Origin of the sequence: Streptomyces guryensis, from assembly GCF_021261325.1 — a bacterium.
Taxonomy (GTDB): domain Bacteria; phylum Actinomycetota; class Actinomycetes; order Streptomycetales; family Streptomycetaceae; genus Streptomyces; species Streptomyces guryensis.
Genome location: NZ_JAJSBI010000002.1, coordinates 445935 through 465948 on the forward strand (window position 1 = coordinate 445935; position 20014 = coordinate 465948).

Annotated in this window: 16 protein-coding genes; 7 read left to right on the top strand and 9 right to left on the bottom strand. The window is 69.9% G+C overall.

Going from position 1 to position 20014, the window contains the following annotated elements; all coding sequences use genetic code 11:
• Positions 1 to 5: 5 nt before the first annotated feature.
• The 6 genes from LJ657_RS05890 to LJ657_RS05915 all read right to left on the bottom strand — a co-directional run bounded on the left by LJ657_RS05890 (position 6) and on the right by LJ657_RS05915 (position 7953).
• The gene (locus tag LJ657_RS05890) at positions 6 to 878 is read right to left on the bottom strand and encodes a carbohydrate ABC transporter permease (RefSeq protein ID WP_232647145.1); all 873 of its coding nucleotides are present in this window, start codon (positions 876 to 878) and stop codon (positions 6 to 8) included.
• Positions 875 to 1840 carry a carbohydrate ABC transporter permease gene (locus LJ657_RS05895; RefSeq protein WP_232647146.1) on the bottom strand — a complete coding sequence of 322 codons (966 nt, stop codon included), beginning with the start codon at positions 1838 to 1840 and terminating at the stop codon, positions 875 to 877. The genes LJ657_RS05890 and LJ657_RS05895 overlap by 4 nt, the downstream gene beginning before the upstream one ends.
• Positions 1841 to 1860: 20 nt before the next feature.
• Positions 1861 to 3126: an ABC transporter substrate-binding protein gene (locus LJ657_RS05900; protein ID WP_232647147.1), complete on the bottom strand. Its 1266-nt coding sequence runs from the start codon at positions 3124 to 3126 to the stop codon at positions 1861 to 1863.
• Positions 3127 to 3365: 239 nt separating this feature from the next.
• Positions 3366 to 5210, bottom strand: a complete 1845-nt coding sequence (locus tag LJ657_RS05905) for a glycoside hydrolase (protein ID WP_232647148.1) — start codon at positions 5208 to 5210, stop codon at positions 3366 to 3368.
• An 11-nt stretch (positions 5211 to 5221) separates the two neighbouring features.
• On the bottom strand, positions 5222 to 6469 hold the full coding sequence (locus tag LJ657_RS05910) for an ROK family transcriptional regulator (RefSeq protein ID WP_232647149.1): 1248 nt from the start codon (positions 6467 to 6469) through the stop codon (positions 5222 to 5224).
• Between the two features lie 230 nt (positions 6470 to 6699).
• Complete coding sequence (locus tag LJ657_RS05915; protein ID WP_232647150.1) at positions 6700 to 7953, bottom strand: FAD-binding protein; 1254 nt, start codon at positions 7951 to 7953, stop codon at positions 6700 to 6702.
• Between the two features lie 121 nt (positions 7954 to 8074).
• Between LJ657_RS05915 and LJ657_RS05920 the strand changes: the two genes are divergently transcribed.
• From LJ657_RS05920 to LJ657_RS05935, 4 genes are all read left to right on the top strand, one after another.
• Positions 8075 to 9082 (top strand): hydroxyacid dehydrogenase, encoded by a 1008-nt coding sequence (locus LJ657_RS05920; protein ID WP_232647151.1) that lies wholly within the window; start codon positions 8075 to 8077, stop codon positions 9080 to 9082.
• 88 nt (positions 9083 to 9170) lie between these two features.
• Entirely contained in the window at positions 9171 to 9833 is a 663-nt protein-coding gene (locus LJ657_RS05925; RefSeq protein WP_232647152.1) for a pyridoxamine 5'-phosphate oxidase family protein, read from the top strand.
• A 58-nt stretch (positions 9834 to 9891) separates the two neighbouring features.
• Entirely contained in the window at positions 9892 to 11211 is a 1320-nt protein-coding gene (locus tag LJ657_RS05930; protein WP_232647153.1) for a radical SAM protein, read from the top strand.
• 216 nt (positions 11212 to 11427) lie between these two features.
• A complete protein-coding gene (locus LJ657_RS05935; protein ID WP_232647154.1) occupies positions 11428 to 12912 on the top strand; it encodes a cellulose-binding domain-containing protein in 1485 nt (494 codons plus the stop codon).
• Positions 12913 to 12987: 75 nt separating this feature from the next.
• Here the strand turns inward: LJ657_RS05935 and LJ657_RS05940 are convergent, their stop codons facing one another.
• Genes LJ657_RS05940 through LJ657_RS05950 form a run of 3 tightly spaced genes read right to left on the bottom strand, consistent with a single transcriptional unit; the run spans position 12988 to position 15875 of the window.
• Positions 12988 to 13995 (bottom strand): ABC transporter substrate-binding protein, encoded by a 1008-nt coding sequence (locus tag LJ657_RS05940; protein WP_232647155.1) that lies wholly within the window; start codon positions 13993 to 13995, stop codon positions 12988 to 12990.
• A gap of 12 nt (positions 13996 to 14007) precedes the next feature.
• Positions 14008 to 15072, bottom strand: coding sequence for an ABC transporter permease (locus LJ657_RS05945; RefSeq protein ID WP_232647156.1), 1065 nt, complete (start codon positions 15070 to 15072; stop codon positions 14008 to 14010).
• Positions 15069 to 15875, bottom strand: a complete 807-nt coding sequence (locus tag LJ657_RS05950) for an ATP-binding cassette domain-containing protein (protein ID WP_232647157.1) — start codon at positions 15873 to 15875, stop codon at positions 15069 to 15071. Before LJ657_RS05950 ends, LJ657_RS05945 begins: the two co-directional genes overlap by 4 nt.
• Positions 15876 to 16020: 145 nt before the next feature.
• On the opposite strand from LJ657_RS05950, the gene LJ657_RS05955 reads away from it, so the two are divergent.
• The 3 genes from LJ657_RS05955 to LJ657_RS05965 all read left to right on the top strand — a co-directional run bounded on the left by LJ657_RS05955 (position 16021) and on the right by LJ657_RS05965 (position 20013).
• A complete protein-coding gene (locus tag LJ657_RS05955) occupies positions 16021 to 17037 on the top strand; it encodes a LacI family DNA-binding transcriptional regulator (protein WP_232647158.1) in 1017 nt (338 codons plus the stop codon).
• 249 nt (positions 17038 to 17286) lie between these two features.
• Positions 17287 to 18384: a ribosome small subunit-dependent GTPase A gene (rsgA, locus tag LJ657_RS05960; RefSeq protein ID WP_232647159.1), complete on the top strand. Its 1098-nt coding sequence runs from the start codon at positions 17287 to 17289 to the stop codon at positions 18382 to 18384.
• Positions 18385 to 18624: 240 nt separating this feature from the next.
• A complete protein-coding gene (locus LJ657_RS05965; protein ID WP_269786142.1) occupies positions 18625 to 20013 on the top strand; it encodes a bifunctional transcriptional activator/DNA repair enzyme AdaA in 1389 nt (462 codons plus the stop codon).
• Position 20014 lies beyond the last annotated feature (1 nt).

Genomic DNA, 20014 nt, shown 5'->3' on the forward strand with positions numbered 1-20014 from the left:
GGGTGTCAGCCCTTGATACCGGTCTGCGCGATCCCCTGTACCAGCCAGCGCTGGAGGAAGAGGAAGACGAACACCAGGGGCAGGATGGAGATGGCGGTGGCCATGAAGATCAGGTGGTAGTTGACCGTCTGGTTGGTCATGTACGAGGAGAGAGCCACCTGGACGGTCCAGGCGCTGGGGTCCTGCCCGATGACCAGCGGCCACAGGAAGGCGTTCCAGCCGCTGATGAAGGTGATCGTGGCCATCGCCGCGAAGAAGTTCAGCGAGTTCGGTACGACGATGCGCCAGTACGCACCCCAGTAGCCCAGTCCGTCCACCCGCGCCGCCTCCTCCAGCTCCTTGGGGAATCCCAGGAAGTACTGCCGGAAGAGGAAGCAGGTGAAACCACTGAAGAGACCGGGGATGATGAGACCGCGGTAGGTGTCGACCCAGCCGAGCGAGGAGACCAGCACGAAGCTGGGCACGAAGGTGACGGCTGTGGGCACCATCAGTGTCGCGAGGACCAGGTAGAAGACCTTGTTGGCATGCCGGTACGGGATGCGCGCCAGGCCGTAGCCGGCGAGGGAGCAGACCAGGAGGGTGCCGACGGTCATCAGGACCCCGACGACGGCAGAGTTGATCATCGAGCGGCCGAAGTCGACCGTCACGTCGTGGAACGGCTCGGTGACGTTGCTCCACTGGATGTGGGTGGGGAACCACTTCCAGTTCTCGCCCGTGATCTCGGGGTCCTGCATCAGAGAGTTGCGGACGATCAGGTAGAAGGGCAGCAGGAAGAGCAGCGCGGCGATGCCTACCGCGATGTAGATGCCGGTGTTGCCGATGACGCTCCCGCGCCTGGTGCGGCGCGGCTGGTCGACTGGAGGCATGGTGGTGGTCACTTGGACTCCTCACCCCTTCCGAAGCCCATGATCTTGCCCTGGAACAGGGTTACGACGCAGATCAGCAAAGTCAGGATGACCGCGCCCGCGCTGCCCTGGCCGTAGTCCTGGTTCACCCCGATGGCCGTCTTGTAGAGGATGACGAGGGGCGGTTGGCCCCACGTGGCCTTGCCCATCAGGTTGAAGAACTCATCGAAGGCCTGGTAGGCCGCGACGAGCAGCAGCAGGATCACCGCGGTGGAGGTGGCGCGCAGCTGCGGCAACGTGATGTACCGGAAGGTCTGCCAGCCGGGCTTGGCACCGTCGATGGAGGCCGCTTCGTACAGCTCCGAGGGGATGTTCTGGAGCGCTGCCAGGAACAGGATCATGTAGAAACCGGCCTGCAGCCACAGGCGCAGCGTCACGATGACCAGCCAGTACCAGGGTGGGCTGGGGTTGGCGAGCCAGGCCACCTGGTCGGCGCCGAACCAGCCGATGACGGTGTTGGCCAGACCGAAGCGGACACCGTTGAAGAGGGACATCTTCCAGATGAGCGAGGCGGCCACGTAACTGCACGCGGTCGGCAGGAAGAACACCGAGCGGAAGAACGCCCGCATGAACCGCAGACGGTGCACCAGCAGGGCCAGGCTCAGTGAGAGCGCCCAGGTGGTCGGCACGATGAAAGCGGCGAACACCGTGAACGTCACCAGTGACCCGGTGAAGTTGGGGTCCGTCAGGACCGTCTTGTAGTTGTCGAAGCCGATGAAGTTGCTCGGCGTGACGGTGAACCGCGCGTCGAAGAAGCTGAGCCAGATGCTCCAGCCGATCGGCACGAAGACGAAGATCACCAGGCCGATCAGGAACGGGCCGGTGAAGAGCCAGAAGTTGAAGGTGGGGTTGCCCCGCAGCCCCCGCCGCGGCCGGGCCTGGGAGCCCTTGGCCGGGGCGGGGCGGGCGATCCCGCGTGTGGTGGTGGTCGACATGTCGCTCGCGCTCCGCCGGACTATCCGAAGAGCTTCTTGAGCTCGCGGTTGACCTTCTTGTCGCAGGCGTCGAGCGCTGCCTCCGGGCTCTGGTTCTTGCGGACGCAGTTGGCGATGACGTCGTTGAGGGCGGTGATCATCGCCTGGGTCCAGCCGATGTTGTCGAAGTGCCCGTAGTTGTTGGAGAGCTTCACGCCCTCAGCCGGCAGACCGGACTTGAGCTTGGTGGCCTGCTGGGCGATCGAGGTGCGCGGCGGGATGTGGAAGCCGTACGAGGTCGCGAAGTCCTCCTGGTACTGCTTCTGGTCGATCCACAGCCACTTCACGTACTCCTTGGCCGCTTCGACGTTGTCGCCCTTGGCGTTGACGAACATCGACCAGCCGCCGTTGGTGACCGACGGCTTCCCGTTGCTTCCGACCTTGGGGAACGGGAAGATGCCGAGGTCGTCGCCGAGCGCCTTCTGCATCGTGGGCATTCCCCACAGACCGCCCCACTGAATGGCGCACAGTCCCTGGTCCAGCGCGGAGGGGTCCCACCAGTCGGCCGGAGCGTCAAGGAGCAGGTTGCCGCTCGTGAACAGGGAGCGGAGCTGCTTGAGGCCGGCGACCACGGCGTCCGTGTGGTAGGCGATCTCGTTCTTCTCGTTGAGGGTGTCGGCTCCCGCCGACCAGATCAGGTTGCTCTGGATGGGCGTCAGGTCGTTGCCCAGGAACAGCCCCTTCACCTTGCTGGTGGTGAGTTTCGCCGCGGCCTCGATCAGTTCGTCGAGGGTGGTCGGCACAGGGACGTTCGCCTTCTCCAGCATCGACTTGCGGTAGAAGAAGAACTGCGGATCGTCGATCATCCGGATGCCGTAGATCTTGCCGTCGACCGTGTGCGACTTGATGTCGGCCGGGTTGAAGTCGTCCTTGACCGGATCGATGATGTCGGTCAGATCGGCCACCTGACCGCTCTTGATGAGCTGGATCTGCGGGTGGAACTCGAAGACGTCCGGCGCCTGCTTGGTGAGCAGGGCGGGAAAGAGCTTGTTCTCGAAGTTGCTGCCGGTGATCCACTGCGTGGACACGTTGGCCTTCGTGTAGGCCTTCGCGTACCGCTTGACGGCCTGCTCCACGCCCGCCTCACCGTAGGCGTGGAAGTACTGGACGAGCTGCTTGCCCGAACCGGAGCCGCCCCCCCGCCCGTTGTTGCTCCCGCACGCGGCCAGCGTGCCGGCGGCGGCCATGCCCGCGGCGGCCCGGAATATGGACCGGCGGGAGAAATTGCTGTTGCTCATTGCCGACATGCTGACGTCCTTGTCTCGATTGCGGCTGCGGCTCCACGGCTTCAGCGCTACTTGCTGCTACGTGGCTCAAAATGCGTTGCGGTGCGGGGACGTTAACCTTCGGCTAAGGCTTCGGCAAGGGGTTGGACGAAGTCTGTTCGAAGCGTTAAATCCGGTTCGGAATGCCGAACGTGGGGGGTGGGTGCAGAGGGTGAGGGCCGCCGGGTCAGGGTGTGGCCGGCGGCCCTCGGTGCAGGGGACTAGGCCTTGTTCCAGACCTCGTTGGTGCCGCCGTTGCAGCTGTACAGGATCACTTTGCTGCCGTCGGCGGTCGCCTGCCCGCTGACGTCCAGGCACTTGCCGGACGCCTCGCTGAGGATCTGGCCGTTGGCGTTCAGCAGCCAGCGCTGGCTCGCGTCACCCGTGAAGCCGGCGGTCGTCGTCAGGCCCGAACTCCCAGCCGTCAGATAGCCGTTCGCGCCCTTCAGTGCGCCCTTGGCGTCGTACGACCACGACTGTTCGGCCGCGCCCGTGCACGTGCTGATGGCGGCCCCGGAGGTGCCCGCGGTCAGGCACTTGCCGGACTGCTTGCCCTGCAGTGCACCCGTGACCGCCGAACTGCCGTGGCCCTTCTGGTCGAAGACGTATGTCGTGATGGAACGCGCCGCGAGAGTCGCGGACGCCGTGCCGCCGCTCACCGTCGGCTTGGCGACGTTCGCCCAGTTCTCCGTGGCCGACGTCCGCACGGCCTGCGCGGCCCGCACCGGTGTCTTGTTATTGAAGTGCAAACTCAGCGGTGTGTCGGTGGAGTTGTGGTTGTTGACCACGACCACCCACTTGCCGTCCCGGTCGTAGGACGACACCTCGACGCCGTCCGGCGCCCCGGTCACGTTGTGCGCGACCGAGCCCGGCCGGACGAACCTGCTGTACTGGCCGAGCGCGTAGTACCGCTTGGTGAAGTACAGCTTCTGGTTGCCGTTCGTCGCGTAGTCGGGGTCGTAGTAGATCAGGCCGTCGTTCCAGCCCGTGTCGTTCCGCTCGGTGGGCGAGGTGCCGTAGCCGCTGGCCAGGGCCACCCACCACTGGAACGCCGAGTCGTGCGAGCTCGCGAAGTCCTTGTAGATGATCCGCGACATCAGCAGGGCGTTGTCGATGGTGGGGTCGTACTCCTGGTTCCAGCCCGTGCCGCCCTTGCCGAAGCAGCAGATCTCGGTGGCCCAGGACTTCTTCCCCACGGCCCTCGACGTCTCGTAGACGTTGCCCAGCTGGCCGTCGTCGGGGTTGTTGTACGTGTGGTGGGCGAGCGCGGACACGTACTGTGCGGTGCCCGGCTGCGAGACCCACTGCGGGACCTCGGACACGAACTGGGTGGTCTTGCTGGACTCGTCCGCGATGATCGACGTCTTCTGCTTCCGGGCCCGCTGCTCGGCGCCCAACGCCCGCACGATGTCGTCGCGTTGGTCGGGCGTGACCTTCATGCCCTCCTGGCCGCAGTCCCCGAAGTCGTTGTCCGGCTCGTTGAACGGGCTGATGTAGTCGAGCTTCACGCCCTGCTTGGCGAAGTGGTCGGTCACGTCGGCCACGTACTTGGCGTAGTCCGACTCGTTCTCCGCCTTCAGCTGGCCGCCACAGCTCTGGCCGTTGGTCGTCCACTGCGCGGGCGCGCTGTTGACGAAGCCGATGAGGTCCTTGACGCCGTACTTCGCGGCGTACTTGAGGAACGTTCGACCGCCGCTGTCCCTGCTCCAGTCGTACGAGCCGTCGGAGTTCAGGAAGTCCTGGGCGGCGCGGGCCGGGGTGGTCACCGCGGTGCCGCCACCGCCGATGTTGTAGCGGTACGAGGAGAGGCCGAGGCCCTGCCGGGAGAAGAGCAGACCGGCGACCCGGGCCTGCACCTCGGGCTTGAAGTGCTGCAGGTCGTTGACCCACCAGGCGCCCGACGCGCCGATGTCGTCGATGGTCTGGGCGGAGTGGGGGGAGACCTCGGCCGCCGTGGGGGTGGCGGCCGAGGAGGGCGGGGCGGATATCAGGGGCCCCGCGACGGCGAGTGCGGCTGCGGCCGTCAACAGGGCGGGTCTTTTGGGGCGGGGGTGAGTCACGTGCATCCCTTCCGTCGTCATGAAGGTGGTGCGGTACGGCTCCTTGCGGGGGTGGTGCGTTTCGCATTCCTCTGCCCGACGGACTGCAGTGCGCCTTCCAGTGCGAACGTCGCCGCACCCAGACACGCCGGATCGCTGGGGATCAGGGAGAGGACGATCTCGGTGGCGGCCATCGGCCGCGGCAGCGCGTGCCGGGAGACGGCCTCGCGCACCTCCGCGACCAGGGGCTCGCCGAGGGCGGCCGCGACCCAGCTGCTGAGCACGACCACTTCGGGGTTGAACAGGTTGACCAGGTCGGCGATGCCGGCGCCGAGGTAACGGGCGGTGTCCCGGACCACCTTGAGCGCCACCGGGTCCTGCTCCCGCATCCCCTGGGCCAGCGCGGCGATGGTGGCCGTCTGGTCCTCCGGGTGCAGCAGCGGGCTGCCAGGGCTCAACTCCCGCAGATTCAGCATGATTCCGGGCGCTCCGACGTACGTCTCCACGCAGCCGTGGTTGCCGCAGTGGCACAGCCGGCCGTCGAGGACGATCGTGTTGTGGCCCCACTCGCCGGCGCTGTTGCTGACCCCCCGGTGCAGCCCGCCGCCCAGGACGAGCCCGGCGCCCACGCCGGTCCCGAGGGTGACCACGACGGCGTCCCCGCGCCCGCGCGCGGCCCCGAACCACAGCTCGGCGACCGCGACGGCGCGCAGCGGGTTGTCGAGGTACAGGGGGTAGGCGATGTGCTCGGTGAGCAGGTCGAGCAGGGGCACGTCGTGCCAGTCCCAGTTCGGCGCGTACTCCGCGATGCCGGTGTCGCGGTTCACCTGTCCCGGCACGCTCACGCCCACGCCCAGCACCCGCGCGCCCTCGATCCCGGCCTGCATGACCACCGAGCCGACGGCGGCGGCGACATGGCCGACCAGCTGCTCGGGGAGGCTCTCGCCGGGGCGGACGTCCTCCTCCGCGCGGGCCAGGACGTTCAGCGCGAGGTCGAAGAGCTCGACATGGACGTACGTCTCCGCGATGTCGACGCCGATCAACGCGCCCCCCGACGCGTTGACCGCCACGAGGCCCCGGGGGCGGCCGCCCGCCGAGTCCTCGAACCCGACCTCGGTGATCATCCGCAGGTCGAGGAGCTCCCCGACGAGCGTGGCGACCGTGGCGAGGCTCAGCCCCGTGGCGGCCGCCAGCTCCTGCCGGGAGGTGGGAGACGCGGCGATGATCTGGCGCAGCACCTCGTAGCGGTTCGCGGTGCGGATGTCACGTGATGTGCCGCGCTTCATCGAACTCCCCTCACGGCCAAAACCCCGGTGCGACGCCTTGGCCGGGGGCGCGGCCCGCCGCGCAGCGGCTGATGGGTGTCGCGCCCCCCGGGGAGACCCAGCACAGGTCGCCCCGGTTCTTTCGGGCCAGGCGCACCGGGCACGGCGGCACCGGCGCGGCGCAAGGCTATGGCCTGCGGGGGGCTTTCGACAAGGGGTTAGGAAAGGGGCTTTATAAAGTCCTTCGGGAGTCAGTCGCCCAGCACGGCCTGCACGAAGGGATTGGCGAATTTTGCGCCCGGGTCGAGCGCCCGCGCAAGCGCCCGGAAGTCACCCAGCCGGGGGTACCGGCCGTGCAGGACCGCCGCGGGCGTGGTGAAGACCTTGCCCCAGTGCGGGCGGGCGTCGAACGGGTCCAGCGCCTCCTCCACCCGCCGCACCACCGGCAGCACGGCCGGTGTGTCCTCCACCCAGGTGAAGTGCGCCGCCACGGTGTCCCGCCCGTACGCCGGGCTCAGCCACTGCGCGTCGGCGGCGACCGTGCGTATCTCGCAGGTCTGCAGCACGGGGGCCAGCGTCCCCCGGATGCCGTCGAGGGCGTGCAGCACCTCGACGGCGTGCCGGCGCGGCAGCAGGTACTCCGACTGCAGCTCGGCCCCACTGCTCGGCGTGAACTCCGCACGGAAGTGCGGCAGCCGCTCGTGCCACGGCCCCGGCACCCCGGACTGCTCCGTGCAGTTCACGGCCGGCATCCCCGGCACGGGGTGCAGCTTCTCGGTAGCGGGCGCGGCCCACGGGAACTCCGCGAGCGGCTGGTCGGTGCGCCGCTTGAGCCACACCTGCCGGAAGCCGGGCTCCCGCCAGTCGGTGAACAGACTCACGCTGTACGCCGCCGCCGCGATCGTCTCGTACGCCGCGAGGTCCAGCCCGGCGAGGGGGAGTTCGGTGAACACGTACTGCTCGACCTCGAAGGCCGGCTCCAGATCGAGGGTGAGGCAGACCACGACGCCGAGCGCGCCCAGCGAGGTGACGGCCCCCTCGAACCGTGCGTCGTCCCGCCCGATCCGCACCGTGTCCCCGTCGGCCGTGACCAGCTCCACCTCGCGCACCGGGGCCGCGAGCGATCCGTTGGCCACCCCCGAGCCGTGCGTTCCGGTGGCCACCGAACCGGCCACGGAGATGTGCGGCAGGGACGCCATGTTGGGCAGTGCGAGCCCGTGCGAGTGCACCATCCGGGCCAGCTCCGCGTACCGGACGCCGCCCGAGACCCGTACCGTACGGGCCGTGGTGTCCACGTCGATCAACGGCGGCAGGCCGGCGATCGAGAGCAGGGTGCCCTCGGGGCCCGGTTCGGCGATCTCGTTGAAGGAGTGGCCGCTGCCCAGGACGCGGACCTTCGCGCTGTCGGCCACGAGGCTTCTGAGTGCGTCCAGTGAGTGCGGGCGGTGCAACTCCTTTGCCGCATAGGTGATGTTGCCTGCCCAGTTGGTGACGGTCTCCGTCATTCCTGTCGTCCCTCCGGCGAGTGCATGTGCATGGACCCTCTGCATTGACCCTCTCATCTGCCGCGACCTACCGTGGAGAGCGTTTTCTACAACTTCCTCGCCGAAGCCGGAGGGCCACCCCTTGCCCGAGCGTCCCCAGGCTCTGTTCGTCATGACCGCCGAGAACCTGCCGCTCGTCTTCCCTCCGAAGGTCCTCGCGCGACTGCGTGAGGCGGTGGACATCGATCCGGACCTGGTCGCCGAGGACTTCACCGCACCGCACGTCCGGGAGACGCTCGCACGCACCGAGATCCTGGTCACCGGCTGGGGCTGCCCCCGCCTGGACGCGGCCGTCCTCGACGCGGCCCCCAGGTTGCGCGCGATCCTGCACTCGGCCGGCTCCGTCAAGGGCTTCGCCACGCCCGAGGTCTGGCGGCGCGGCATCGCGGTCTCCTCGGCCGCCGCGGCCAACGCGCTGCCGGTCGCCGAGTACACCCTCGCGATGATCCTGCTCGCCGGGAAGGGCCTCCTGGGCGCCCGCGAAAACCTGCGCACGACGCGGGCCCACCCCGGCTGGGGTGTCGTCCCCGGCATCGGCAATCACGGCCGCCGCGTCGGCGTGATCGGAGCTTCCCGCATCGGCCGCCGCGTCATCGAGCTGCTGGCGCCCTTCGACCTGCGCGTGAGCCTCACCGATCCGTATGTCACCGAACTGCGAGCGGCCGGACTCGGCGTCCAGCTGCTGCCGTTGGACGACCTTCTGCGCAGCTCGGACATCGTCACGATCCACGCGCCCGAGACCCCGGAGACCCGCCACCTGATCGGTCGCCGGGAACTCGCCCTGATGCCCGACGGGGCGACCCTGATCAACACCGCGCGCGGCGGCCTCGTCGACCACGAGGCCCTTGTCGAAGAGCTCCGCACCGGCCGCCTGTACGCCGTCCTCGACGTCACCGACCCCGAGCCCCTCCCCGCGGACTCTCCCCTCTACGACCTCCCGGGCGCCTTCGTGACCCCGCACCTCGCGGGTTCCCAGGGCAACGAGCTGTCCCGCCTCGGCATGACGGTCGCCGAGGAGGCCGCACGTCTGCGGGCGGGCGGCGAGCCGGCCCACCCGGTGGATCCAGAGGTACTGGAGAGAGAAGCCTGAGCTGCGGATTTCGTTGATTACGCATGCCTCGACGTGGCTATTCCTAATTCTCTGGCGCAACAGCTGCGATATCGGTAGCGTCCCTCGTGTGACGCTCGAACCGCTCCCCGAGACCGACCTCACCCGCCACCGTCGCCTGCGCGAGCAGGGCAGCCTGGACCGTGCCGACCTGGACGCGATCCTCGACGCCGGGTTCGTCTGCCACCTGGGTGTGGTCGTCGAGGGGCGTCCCCTCGTCGTCCCGACCGTCTACGGGCGCGACGAACGGCGGCTGTATCTGCACGGGTCCGTGGCCAGCCGCAGTCTCGCCGGCGGCATGCCCGTCTGTGTCACCGTCACCCACGTCGACGGCCTGGTCCTCGCCCGCTCGGTCTTCGAGCACGGCGTCAACTACCGCAGCGCGATGATCCACGGCGAGGCCCGCAAGGTCACCGACCCGGGGGAGAAGGCGGAGGGCCTGCGCCGCCTCACCGAGCACGCGACGCCCGGTCAGTGGTCCTACGCCCGGCAGCCCGACCGCAAGGAGCTCGCCGCCACCACCCTCCTCGCCCTCTCCCTCGAAGAGGCCTCGGTCAAGATCCGCACCGGCCCGCCCGGCGACGGCGACGGACCCGACGCCGAGCTGGGCCTGTGGGCCGGAACCCTGCCGCTGACCTCGGTCTGGGGCACCCCTGTGCCCGACCCGCCACTGCCGCCGGACATGCCCGTACCAGAACACATCGCGCGCCGCGGGGGGACCCGGCACGGCTGACGCAGCGGTGGGGGCATACCGTGAGGAGTCGATCGCCTGAGCCGGAAGGAGAGTCGGGATGGGCAGCCGTACCGCACTGGTCGAGGATCTGATGGAGCGGTTCCCGCAGGTACCGCGGGAAGCAGTCTTCAAGGAGGACCTGCTGCGTGGAGGCGTGGCCTTCGATCCGTCCGCCCTCAGCGACAACGAGTCCGGCGAGGTCAAGCCGAAGTCGTACTTCATCTTCTCCTTCGACCACGGCACCCTGCCGGAGTTGGGCGAGGCGGCACTCAGGCGGCCCCCGGAGGAGATCATCCTCACCGGCGGCCCGTACGACCTGCGCCGTACCGTCGTCTCCGTACGGGTGAACCCGACCTCGCCGTACCGCGTCGCCGCCGACGACGAGGGGGTGCTCGGGCTGTACCTCGACGGGAAGCGCATCGCGGATGTCGGTGTGCCGCCGATGCCCGAGTACTACAGGCACAAGCTCTCCAACGGGAAGTCGGTCATGGAGGTGGCCCCGACCATCCAGTGGGGCTATCTGATCTACCTCACCGTCTTCCGGGTCTGCCAGTACTTCGGTGCCAAGGAGGAGTGCCAGTACTGCGACATCAACCACAACTGGCGCCAGCACAAGGCGGCCGGGCGGCCGTACACGGGAGTCAAGGACGTCGACGAGGTCCTGGAAGCCCTGGAGATCATCAACCGCTACGACACGGCGAAGGTCTCCACCGCCTACACCCTCACCGGCGGCGCCATCACCTCCAGGCTCCAGGGCCGTGACGAGGCCGACTTCTACGGCATGTACGCCAAGGCCATCGAGGAGCACTTCCCGGGCCGCTGGATCGGCAAGGTCGTCGCCCAGGCGCTGCCCAAGGACGACGTGCAGCGGTTCAAGGACTACGGCGTGCAGATCTACCACCCCAACTACGAGGTGTGGGACGAGTATCTGTTCAGGATGTACTGCCCGGGCAAGGAGCGTTACGTCGGCCGGGACGAGTGGCACAGGCGGATCCTGGACTCGGCGGACGTCTTCGGCGCACGCAACGTGATCCCCAACTTCGTCGCGGGCGTGGAGATGGCGGAGCCCTTCGGGTTCAAGACGGTCGACGAGGCGATCGCCTCGACCACCGAGGGCCTGCGCTTCTTCATGTCGCACGGCATCACGCCCCGCTTCACCACCTGGTGCCCCGAGCCCACCACCCCGCTCGGCAAGGCCAATCCGCAGGGCGCCCCGCTGGAGTACCACATCCGGCTGCTGCAGGCCTATCGCCAGACGATGGACGACTTCGGCCTGTCCTCCCCGCCCGGATACGGCCCGCCCGGACCCGGCCGCGCGGTCTTCTCCGTCAGCTCCTTCATGGACAGCCTTCCGGCACAGGAGGCGGCAGAAGTGTGAGTGAATGACGGGGGCCGTGAGTCAAACGCGGTCCCCGTCCGTACAAGAGGCTGGAGTTGTGCCTCACGGTCGGTTCACAGGGGTCTGTCAGGGCAACTGAACACAGCGCTTGTCAGTTGTGTTGAAGACGTGAAAGGCTCCTGCCCTGCCGCGAGGTTCCCCCCAACTCCTTTGCCGAAATGGTGAGTTGACCTCGCTTGTGGATGCAGGAGACTCATGCCCGACCTGCCGACCCCGAAGGACGCCGCCGAGGCCGCGCTGTTCTCCGAGTGCTGGGACGCGGTGCTGTCCTACGCCGATCTGTGTACGGCCGGCGCCGCCGCGGCCACTCAGCTGGCCACGGAGGCGTTCGCGCTCGGTATCCGCGGGGTCCGCGCCGCCGGAACCGGAAGCGCCCGGAGCAGCGGCCGCCGCTCGCCCCGGCTCCCCGTGATCCCCCTGCTGCTGACCGCCGTACGCACCACGGCGGCGGCCTGGGAGACCGGCGGACAGGGGGACGACCTCGACCCCGACCTGCGCCTGTGGCTCAACTCGGACAAGGCCGCCCGCTACACCGGGCCCCCGCTGCGCCGCCCGATCGCCCTGCGCGGCCTGCGCGATCTGCAAGAGGCGGATGCGGCGCTGCTGTGGCTGGCCGAGGTGGAGGCGCTGCCGCGGTCCGTGGTGGCCCGTCGGCTCGGCCTCGACCCGGCCCTCGTGGGCGAGGAACTCGACCAGGTGCGGGGCCTGTTCAGGGACCGCTGCCACCGCAACCATCTCGACACGCCGATGGACGCGCGGTGCCGCAGTTATGCCCGGCTCCTCGACGCGATCACCAGGTCGCCCGGCGCGGACATCCCGCCCGACCTCTCGCGGCACCTCGCCACGTGTGTGGACTGCGCGGAGGCCGCCGCCTGTCTGCGTCCGCAGGGCGGCGGGCTGCCCGCCGCCCTGGCCGGCGGGGTGATCGGCTGGGGCGGCCTCGCCTACCTGGAGCGCCGCCGCCGGGCGGCCGAGGTCCGTCTCGGCGCCGGGCGACCCGAGGCGGGAGACGGGGAGAGCCGCGAACCGAGGACCGGCGCCGACCGCGCACGCGTCATCCGCGGCGGGCTCCTCGTGGCCGCCGTCATGGTGTCGCTCCTGGCGCTGGCCACATCGATGATGCCGTTCGGCGGCACCGACAACGATGCCGCGAGCGCCGACGCGCCGACCGACAGCAGCCCGGTGGCGGCCCCGCGGTCGTCCCTGCCGTCCCTGCCGTCAGCCACGCCGTCGCCGAAGAGCGCCTCCCCGACCCCCTCCGCCACTCCGAAGAAGCCCGGCGGGGGCAAGAACTCCGACCCGGAACCCCAGGGCACCACCTCGACCACGGCGAGCAGCGCCGCGGATCCCGGCAGGAGCGCGGCCGCCACCTGCGAGGCCACCTACCACCTGGACAACCAGTGGACCGACGGCTTCCAGGCCACCGTCACCGTCACCACCGCCGACGCCCTCGACAACTGGCGCGTCGCCTGGTCCTTCCGGGACGGCCAGAAGGTCGGGCAGATGTGGGACGCGAGCGTCTCCCAGAGCGGCTCCCGGGTGACCGCGACCGCCGCCGACTACAACAGGGCGGTCCCCGCCGACGGCACGATCACCTTCGGCTTCCTGGGATCCTGGCAGGGCAGGAACTCCTCCCCGTACGACTTCACCCTCAACGGGCGGGCCTGCGGGAAGAGTTGAAGTCGTACTGTCCCTGACAGGCGCTGCGACCGGGTGAACTCGGCCGAGTCCACCCGGTCGTTCGGTGCTGCCCGGTCAGCAGCCCGACTTGTAGAAGTACTTGCCGACCGACGGGTCGTTCATGTTCGCCTTGGTGATGGCGACCATGTTGGTGCCGATCGACTTCTGGACGGACTTGCCCTCGAAGGCGGCCGCCAACTGGTCGACGGCCTCCCTGCCGATCGACGCCGGGTCCTGGGCGACCAGGACCTGGAGGGTGCCCGCCTTGAGCGAGGCCACCTCGTCGGGCTCGGCGTCGAAGGCGGCCACCTTCACCGCGCCCTCCTTGCCGGCCTGCTTGAGGCCGGTGGCGATCCCCTGCCCGGTGTTGGTGTTGCCCGCGAAGACACCGCCGAGATCGGGGTGGGCGGCGAGCGTCGACTGGATCTGCGAGGCGGCGGTGGCCGGCAGGTCGTTGTCGTAGAGCGTGGACAGCATCTTGATCTTCGGGTACTTCTTCATCTCCTCCGTGAAGCCCTTGATCCGGGCGTCAGTTGTCGAGACACCGGGCTTGACGCTGATCACGATGGCCGAGCCCTTCTCGCCCATCAGCTTGGCGAGCGCGTCGGCGGCGACCCGGCCGCCCTTCTCGTTGTCGGACGAGATACGGGTGATGCCGATCGAGTCGTCCGTGACCGTGGTGTCCACCAGCGCGACCTTGGTGCCGGCCGACTGGATCTGCTTCAGCGACGGCGTGAGCGCGCTGGTGTCCACCGGCGAGATCAGCAGGCCGTCCGGCCGGGAGGCCGCCACCGAGTCCAGGAGCGGGCGCTGCACCGACACGTCCCACTGCGCGGAACCGTCCGCGCCGAAGTCCATGCCCTTGGCCTTCGCCTCCGTCTTCGCCGCGCAGGTCATGGTGATGTAGAAGGGGTCGCTCTTCACGCCGGTGATCAGCCGCACCTTCTTGTGCGCGGCCCCGCCGGACGACCCCGAGCCGCCACCGCTGGACGAACTGCACGCGGCGGCCCCGGTGAGGGCCAGTACGGTACCCGCGGCGACCAGTGCGCTGCGCCTGCTGCGAATGCTCATCATCGAGAACATCCAGACATCTCCTTAAGCTTGCTCTCGGGTCTTCCTGCGCATCTGGTCGACGTAGACGGCCGCGACGAGCACGACGCCCACCGCGACGTCCTGCCAGTACTGCTGAACGCCGATGACGATCAGTCCGGTGGTGAGCACGGCCGGGATGAACACACCGATGACGGTGCCCAGCACGGATCCGCGCCCGCCGAAGAGGCTGGTGCCGCCGAGCACCACGGCGGTGATCACCTTCAGGTTGTCGGTGGAGTGCCCGGCGATCGAGGTGGTGCCGTACGAGGCCAGCCACATCACCGCGCCCAGCCCGGCCAGCAGGCCCATCAACCCGTAGACCGTCACCAGGTGCCGCCCCACGCCGACTCCCGCACGTCGCACGGCAGTGGGGTTGGAGCCGATCGCCAGGGTGTGCGTGCCGAACCTCGTCGCGCCCAGCACCAGGCCGAACACGGCGGTGACCACCGCGGCGAGCACCACCAGCCACGGAATGCCGAGCACCTTGCCGAAGCCGAGGCTGTTCTGCAGATGCGTGGCCGCCGCACCGGCCGGGTCCTGGCCGCCGGTGGCGAGTTCGGCGATCCCCAGCGCGGCCCCCAGACCGCCGAGCGTCACGATCAGCGGCGGCACCTTCCCGGTCGCCACCACCGCGCCTTGCAGTACGCCCCAACCGGCGCCCACGGCAAGGGCGATGACCACACAGACAGCGACCGTGCCCCAGCCCGCGTCCGGCCCGCCGTGGTGGATGTTGTACTCGCCCGCGGCCACCGCGGCCAGCACCAGCACCGAACCGATGGACAGATCGATCCCGGCCGTGATGATCACGAACGTCATGCCGACGCCGAGCACCAGGTAGATGGCCGCGTTCACGGCGATCTGCGTGAGGTCGTACTGGGTGAAGAACTTGCCCGGCGCGGCGATGGTGAAGAACGCGACCAGCACCACGAGGATCACGAAGGTCCACAGTTCGCCGATGCCGGCCGCCCGTCGCAGCCAGTCGGGTACGGCCGTGCGGGTACCGCCCGGCGCGGGCGGGTCCTGCTGCTGTGCCGCGGCCGGCCGGACTTCCTTGCTGTCGGCGGTCATCGCCCGTCCTCCGCTTTCCTCAAGGACCCGTTCTGCCGGGCGGGTTCGTCCAGCGATCCGGTCATGGCCCCGACCAGCTCCTCGATCGTCGTGTCCGCCGCGGTGAACGAGGCGACCCGTCGGCCGAGCCGCAGCACCTCCACCCGGTCCGAGACCGACAGCACCTCGGGCATGTTGTGACTGATCAGCACGACACAGATGCCCCGGTCGGCGACCCTGCGCACGGTGTCCAGGACCCGGGCGCGCTGTACGACGCCCAGCGCGGCCGTCGGCTCGTCCATGAAGATGACCTTGTTCGCGAACGCGACCGCACGCGCCACGGCCACCGACTGTCGTTGACCGCCGGACAACGTTGTCACAGGAGCCGTCACATCATTCAGTTCGACGCCCAGCTCGGCGAACGCCCTGACCGCCTCGCGCCGCATCGCGGGACGGTCGAGCACCCCCAGGCGGCCGAGCAGCCCGCCGCGCACGACCTCCCTGCCCAGATACAGATTGGACGCCGCGTCCAGATCCGGCGCGAGCGACAGATCCTGGTAGACGGTCTCGAGTCCGTGCCGCTGGGCGTCCATCGGGCCGCCGAACCGGACCGCCTGCCCCTCCACCCGCACCTCGCCCTCGTCGGGTGCGAGCACTCCCGACAGGACGTTCACCAGAGTCGACTTGCCTGCTCCGTTGTCGCCGATCAGGGCGACGACCTCGCCCGCGTACGCCGTGAAGTCGGCGCCCTGCAGCGCCTGGACGTGACCGAAACGCTTGACCACACCGTGTGCCGCGAGAAGTGGTTCCCTTGCAGAGGCCATGTTGTGCCTTCGCGTTGGTATCGTTAACAGTTCGTCGATTCTGGGAGCCCCATGAGTGGGCGTCAAGGCTCGTGTGTGAACCGGATCTCAAAGGTTGCACCCACGCCCCGGAGCTGCCCGCCCGACTGCCGAGGAGGACTGCGGCATGGTCGGCCGCCCCACGATGAAGGACGTCGCCGCCGAGGCGGGCGTCAGCGCGATGACGGTGTCCCGCGTGGTCAACGGCGAGGGGAGCGTGGCACCGCGGACCGCCGCGAGAGTCGAGGCCGCCGTCCGCAAACTGGGCTACCAGCGCGACGAGTTGGCGCGCCAGCTGCGCCGCGCGGACCAACCGAGCCGGACCATAGGCCTGTTGGTCGACAACGTTGCCGACCCCTTCATGGCCGCCGTCGCCTCCGCCGCCGAGGACGTCGCCCGCCGGCGCGGCAGCATGGTGCTGATCGGCTCCAGCCGCGCCGACCCGCGCCGGGAGCGCGAGGTCGTCGCCGCCTTCACCGCCCGCCGAGTCGACGGTCTCATCCTCACGCCGGCCGCGGGCAGCCACCGTTTCCTGCGCCCGGCCCAGGTGCAGGGCACCAAGATCGTCTGCGTGGACCGGGCGGCGTCCGGCCTGGCGGCGGACACCGTCGTGGTGGACAACTCCGCCGCGGTCGAGGAGGCCGTACGGCACCTGATCGCGCACGGCCACCGCCGCATCGGCTACCTCGGTGGCCGGCAGGACATCTGGACCAACGGCGAGCGCCACCGGGGCTACCGGGCTGCACTCCGGGCCGCGGGCATCGCCGCCGACCCCCGGCTCATCCGCCACGGCCTGCGCTCGGCGCCGTCCGCCGCCGAGGCCGTCACGGCCCTCCTCGCCTCCGCCGGGCCGCCCACCGCCCTGCTCGCCGGCCACGAGAACCTCGCCGTCGGCGCGCTGATGGTCCTGCCGCCCGGGATCGCCTTCATCGCCTTCGACGACTTCCCGCTCGCCGAGCGGCTGACGCCGCCGGTCACCGTCATCGCCCAGGACCCCGTCGCGCTCGCCACCACGGCCGCGGACGTACTGTTCGCCCGCATCCACGGCGACACCTCGCCGCCCCGCACCGTCGTCCTGCCGACGGAACTGATCAGGCGGGGGTCGGGGGAGGTGCCGGGGCCCTTCGCCGAACAGGGCCGTTGAGCGGGTAGGGGGCTGCCGAAAGGCTGCCGGAATATTCCGTGGCGCCCGGCGGACGTACGGCTCTATGGTGAGTGAGCGGTGGCCGGTGGCCGCCGCTGTCGAACGAGTGCGGAACCGGGAGGTGTTGACCGATGGCTGTCTTTGCGACGAGCGCTGCCCGCATCCAGATCATCAAGTCCACCTCCGTGGCCACCGGCTGACCTCAACCTCGACTTCTTTCGCCGGGGCCGCCCTTGTGAAGGGTCTCCCTTGACTTCCAGCTCAGCTTCCCCTGTTTTCTCCGCGCTCGCTCCCTACGGCTGGGACGACGCATGGGCGGACGAGTTCGCCCCCCACGAGCCCGAGGGGCTCCTGCCCGGACGTGTGATCCGGGTCGACCGCGGCCAGTGCGACGTGGTCACCGCCGACGGCGTCCTGCGGGCCGACACCGCGTTCGTCACCCCGCACGACCCGCTGCGGGTCGTGTGCACCGGCGACTGGGTCGCCGTCGAACCCGGCGGCAACCCGCGCTACGTACGGACGTATCTGCCGCGCCGTACCGCCTTCGTGCGCTCCACCTCCTCCAAGCGGTCCGAGGGGCAGATCCTCGCCGCCAACGTCGACCACGCCGTCGTCGCCGTGTCCCTCGCCGTCGAACTCGACCTCGGCCGCATCGAACGCTTCCTGGCCCTGGCCTGGGAGTCGGGCGCGCAGCCGCTGGTCGTGCTCACCAAGGCCGACCTGGTGCCGGATGCGGTGACGCGTGCGCATCTCGTCCAGGACGTCGAGCTGTCGGCGCCGGGCGTGACCGTGCTGACGGTCAGTGCCGTGGAGGGGGACGGGCTCGACGTCCTCGTCGGACTGGTCTCCGGCGGCACGTCCGTGCTGCTCGGGCAGTCCGGTGCGGGCAAGTCGACTCTCGCGAACGCCCTCCTGGGCGAGGACGTGCTGGAGGTGCAGGCCGCGCGGGACAGCGACGGCAAGGGGCGTCATACGACGACCACCCGCAACCTGCTCGCGCTGCCCGGCGGGGGTGTCCTCATCGACACACCAGGGCTCAGGGGCGTCGGCCTCTGGGACGCCGAGACCGGGGTCGGCCAGGTGTTCTCCGAGATCGAGGAACTGGCCGAGCGGTGCCGCTTCCACGACTGCGCGCATGACGCGGAGCCGGGGTGTGCGGTGCGGGATGCTGCCGCGAGCGGCGAGTTGTCGCACCGGCGGCTGGAGAGTTACCGCAAGCTGATGCGGGAGAACCAGTGGATCGTGGCGAAGACCGATGCGAGGGTCCGTGCGGAGCTCAGGCGGGAGTGGAAGCGGAAGGGGGCCGTGGGACGGGCGGCCATGGAGCTGAAGCGGGGGCGGCGCTAGAGGTGCCGGGGGCGCTGTCTGGGGGCTGCCGCCCCCGGCCCCCGCTGTCGGCCTGAACGGCCTCGTCCTCAAACGCCGGACGGGCTGGGATGGGCCGATGTGGCCTCGTGCGTGCGCCGGACGGGCTGGGATGGGCCGGCCTTGTGCGTGCACGCCGCTGGTGCCGCGTCCCGTCATCGCGTACTTCACGTCCGATTTCCGCTAGCCCCGAGGTCCGGGCCGGCGGAGACTGGATGCGTGATGGACGAAGACAGCAGGTACGAGGCTGTGCGGAGTCGCGATGCACGGTTCGACGGGGAGTTCTTCTTCGCCGTCGAGACGACCGGGATCTACTGCCGGCCCAGTTGCCCGGCGGTGACGCCGAAGCGGCGCAATGTTCGGTTCTTCGCCACGGCCGCCGCCGCGCAGGGCTCGGGGTTCCGGGCCTGCCGGCGGTGTCGGCCGGATGCCGTGCCGGGGTCGGCCGAGTGGAATGTGCGGGCGGATGTCGTCGGGCGGGCCATGCGGCTCATCGGGGACGGGGTGGTCGACCGGGAGGGTGTCACCGGGCTTGCCGCGCGGCTGGGGTACAGCGCCCGGCAGGTGCAGCGGCAGCTCACGGGCGAGCTCGGCGCTGGGCCCGTCGCCCTCGCCCGGGCCCAGCGGGCGCACACCGCGCGGGTCCTGGTGCAGACGACGGAGCTGCCGATCACGGAGATCGCGTTCGCGTCCGGGTTCGCCAGTGTGCGGCAGTTCAACGACACGATCCGGGACGTGTACGCGTCGACGCCGAGCGAGCTGCGCGCGGCCGCCCCTAGGGCCGGTCGGCGTGCGGCCGTCCCGACCGCGGGGATTCCGCTGCGGCTCGCCCACCGGGGGCCGTACCAGGCCGGTGCCGTCTTCGATCTGCTGGCGGACCAGGCCGTGGACGGGGTGGAGGAGGTCAGCGGGGGGCGAGGGCGGCGGACGTACCGCCGTACCCTCCGGCTTCCGCACGGGAGCGGCATCGTCGCCGTCGGTGAGCGGACGGGGGCCGTCAGGTCCGTGTCCGGTGCCCATCCCGGTGGCTGGCTGGACGCGCGGCTGCATCTCACCGATCCCCGCGATCTGACCACCGCCGTGGGGCGGCTGCGACGGCTCTTCGATCTCGACGCGGATCCGTACGCCGTCGACGAGCGGCTCAGCGGCGATGAGCGGCTCGCGCCGCTGGTCGCCGCCCGGCCCGGGCTGCGCTCGCCGGGGGCCGCCGATCCCGAGGAACTGGCGGTGCGCGCCCTGGTGGGACGGGCGGAGGCCGAGCGGCTCGTACGGCGGTACGGGAAGGCACTCGACGCACCGTGCGGCAGCCTCACCCGGCTGTTTCCCGAGCCGGCCGTCCTCGCGGAGGCCGAGCCGGAGGGCACCCTGGGCGCGCTCACCGCCGCCCTCGCCGACGGCGCCGTACGCCTGGATCCGGGAGCCGACCGCGACGACGCCGAGGCCGCGCTGCTCGCCGTGCCCGGCATCGACGTCGGCACGGTGGCCGTGATCCGCACCCGGGCGCTGGGTGATCCCGACGTCGCCCCGCCCGGACCGGACGTTCCCGCCGGCTGGCGCCCCTGGCGCTCGTATGCCCTGCAACACCTGCGCGCAGCAGGAGAGTTGGACTGAC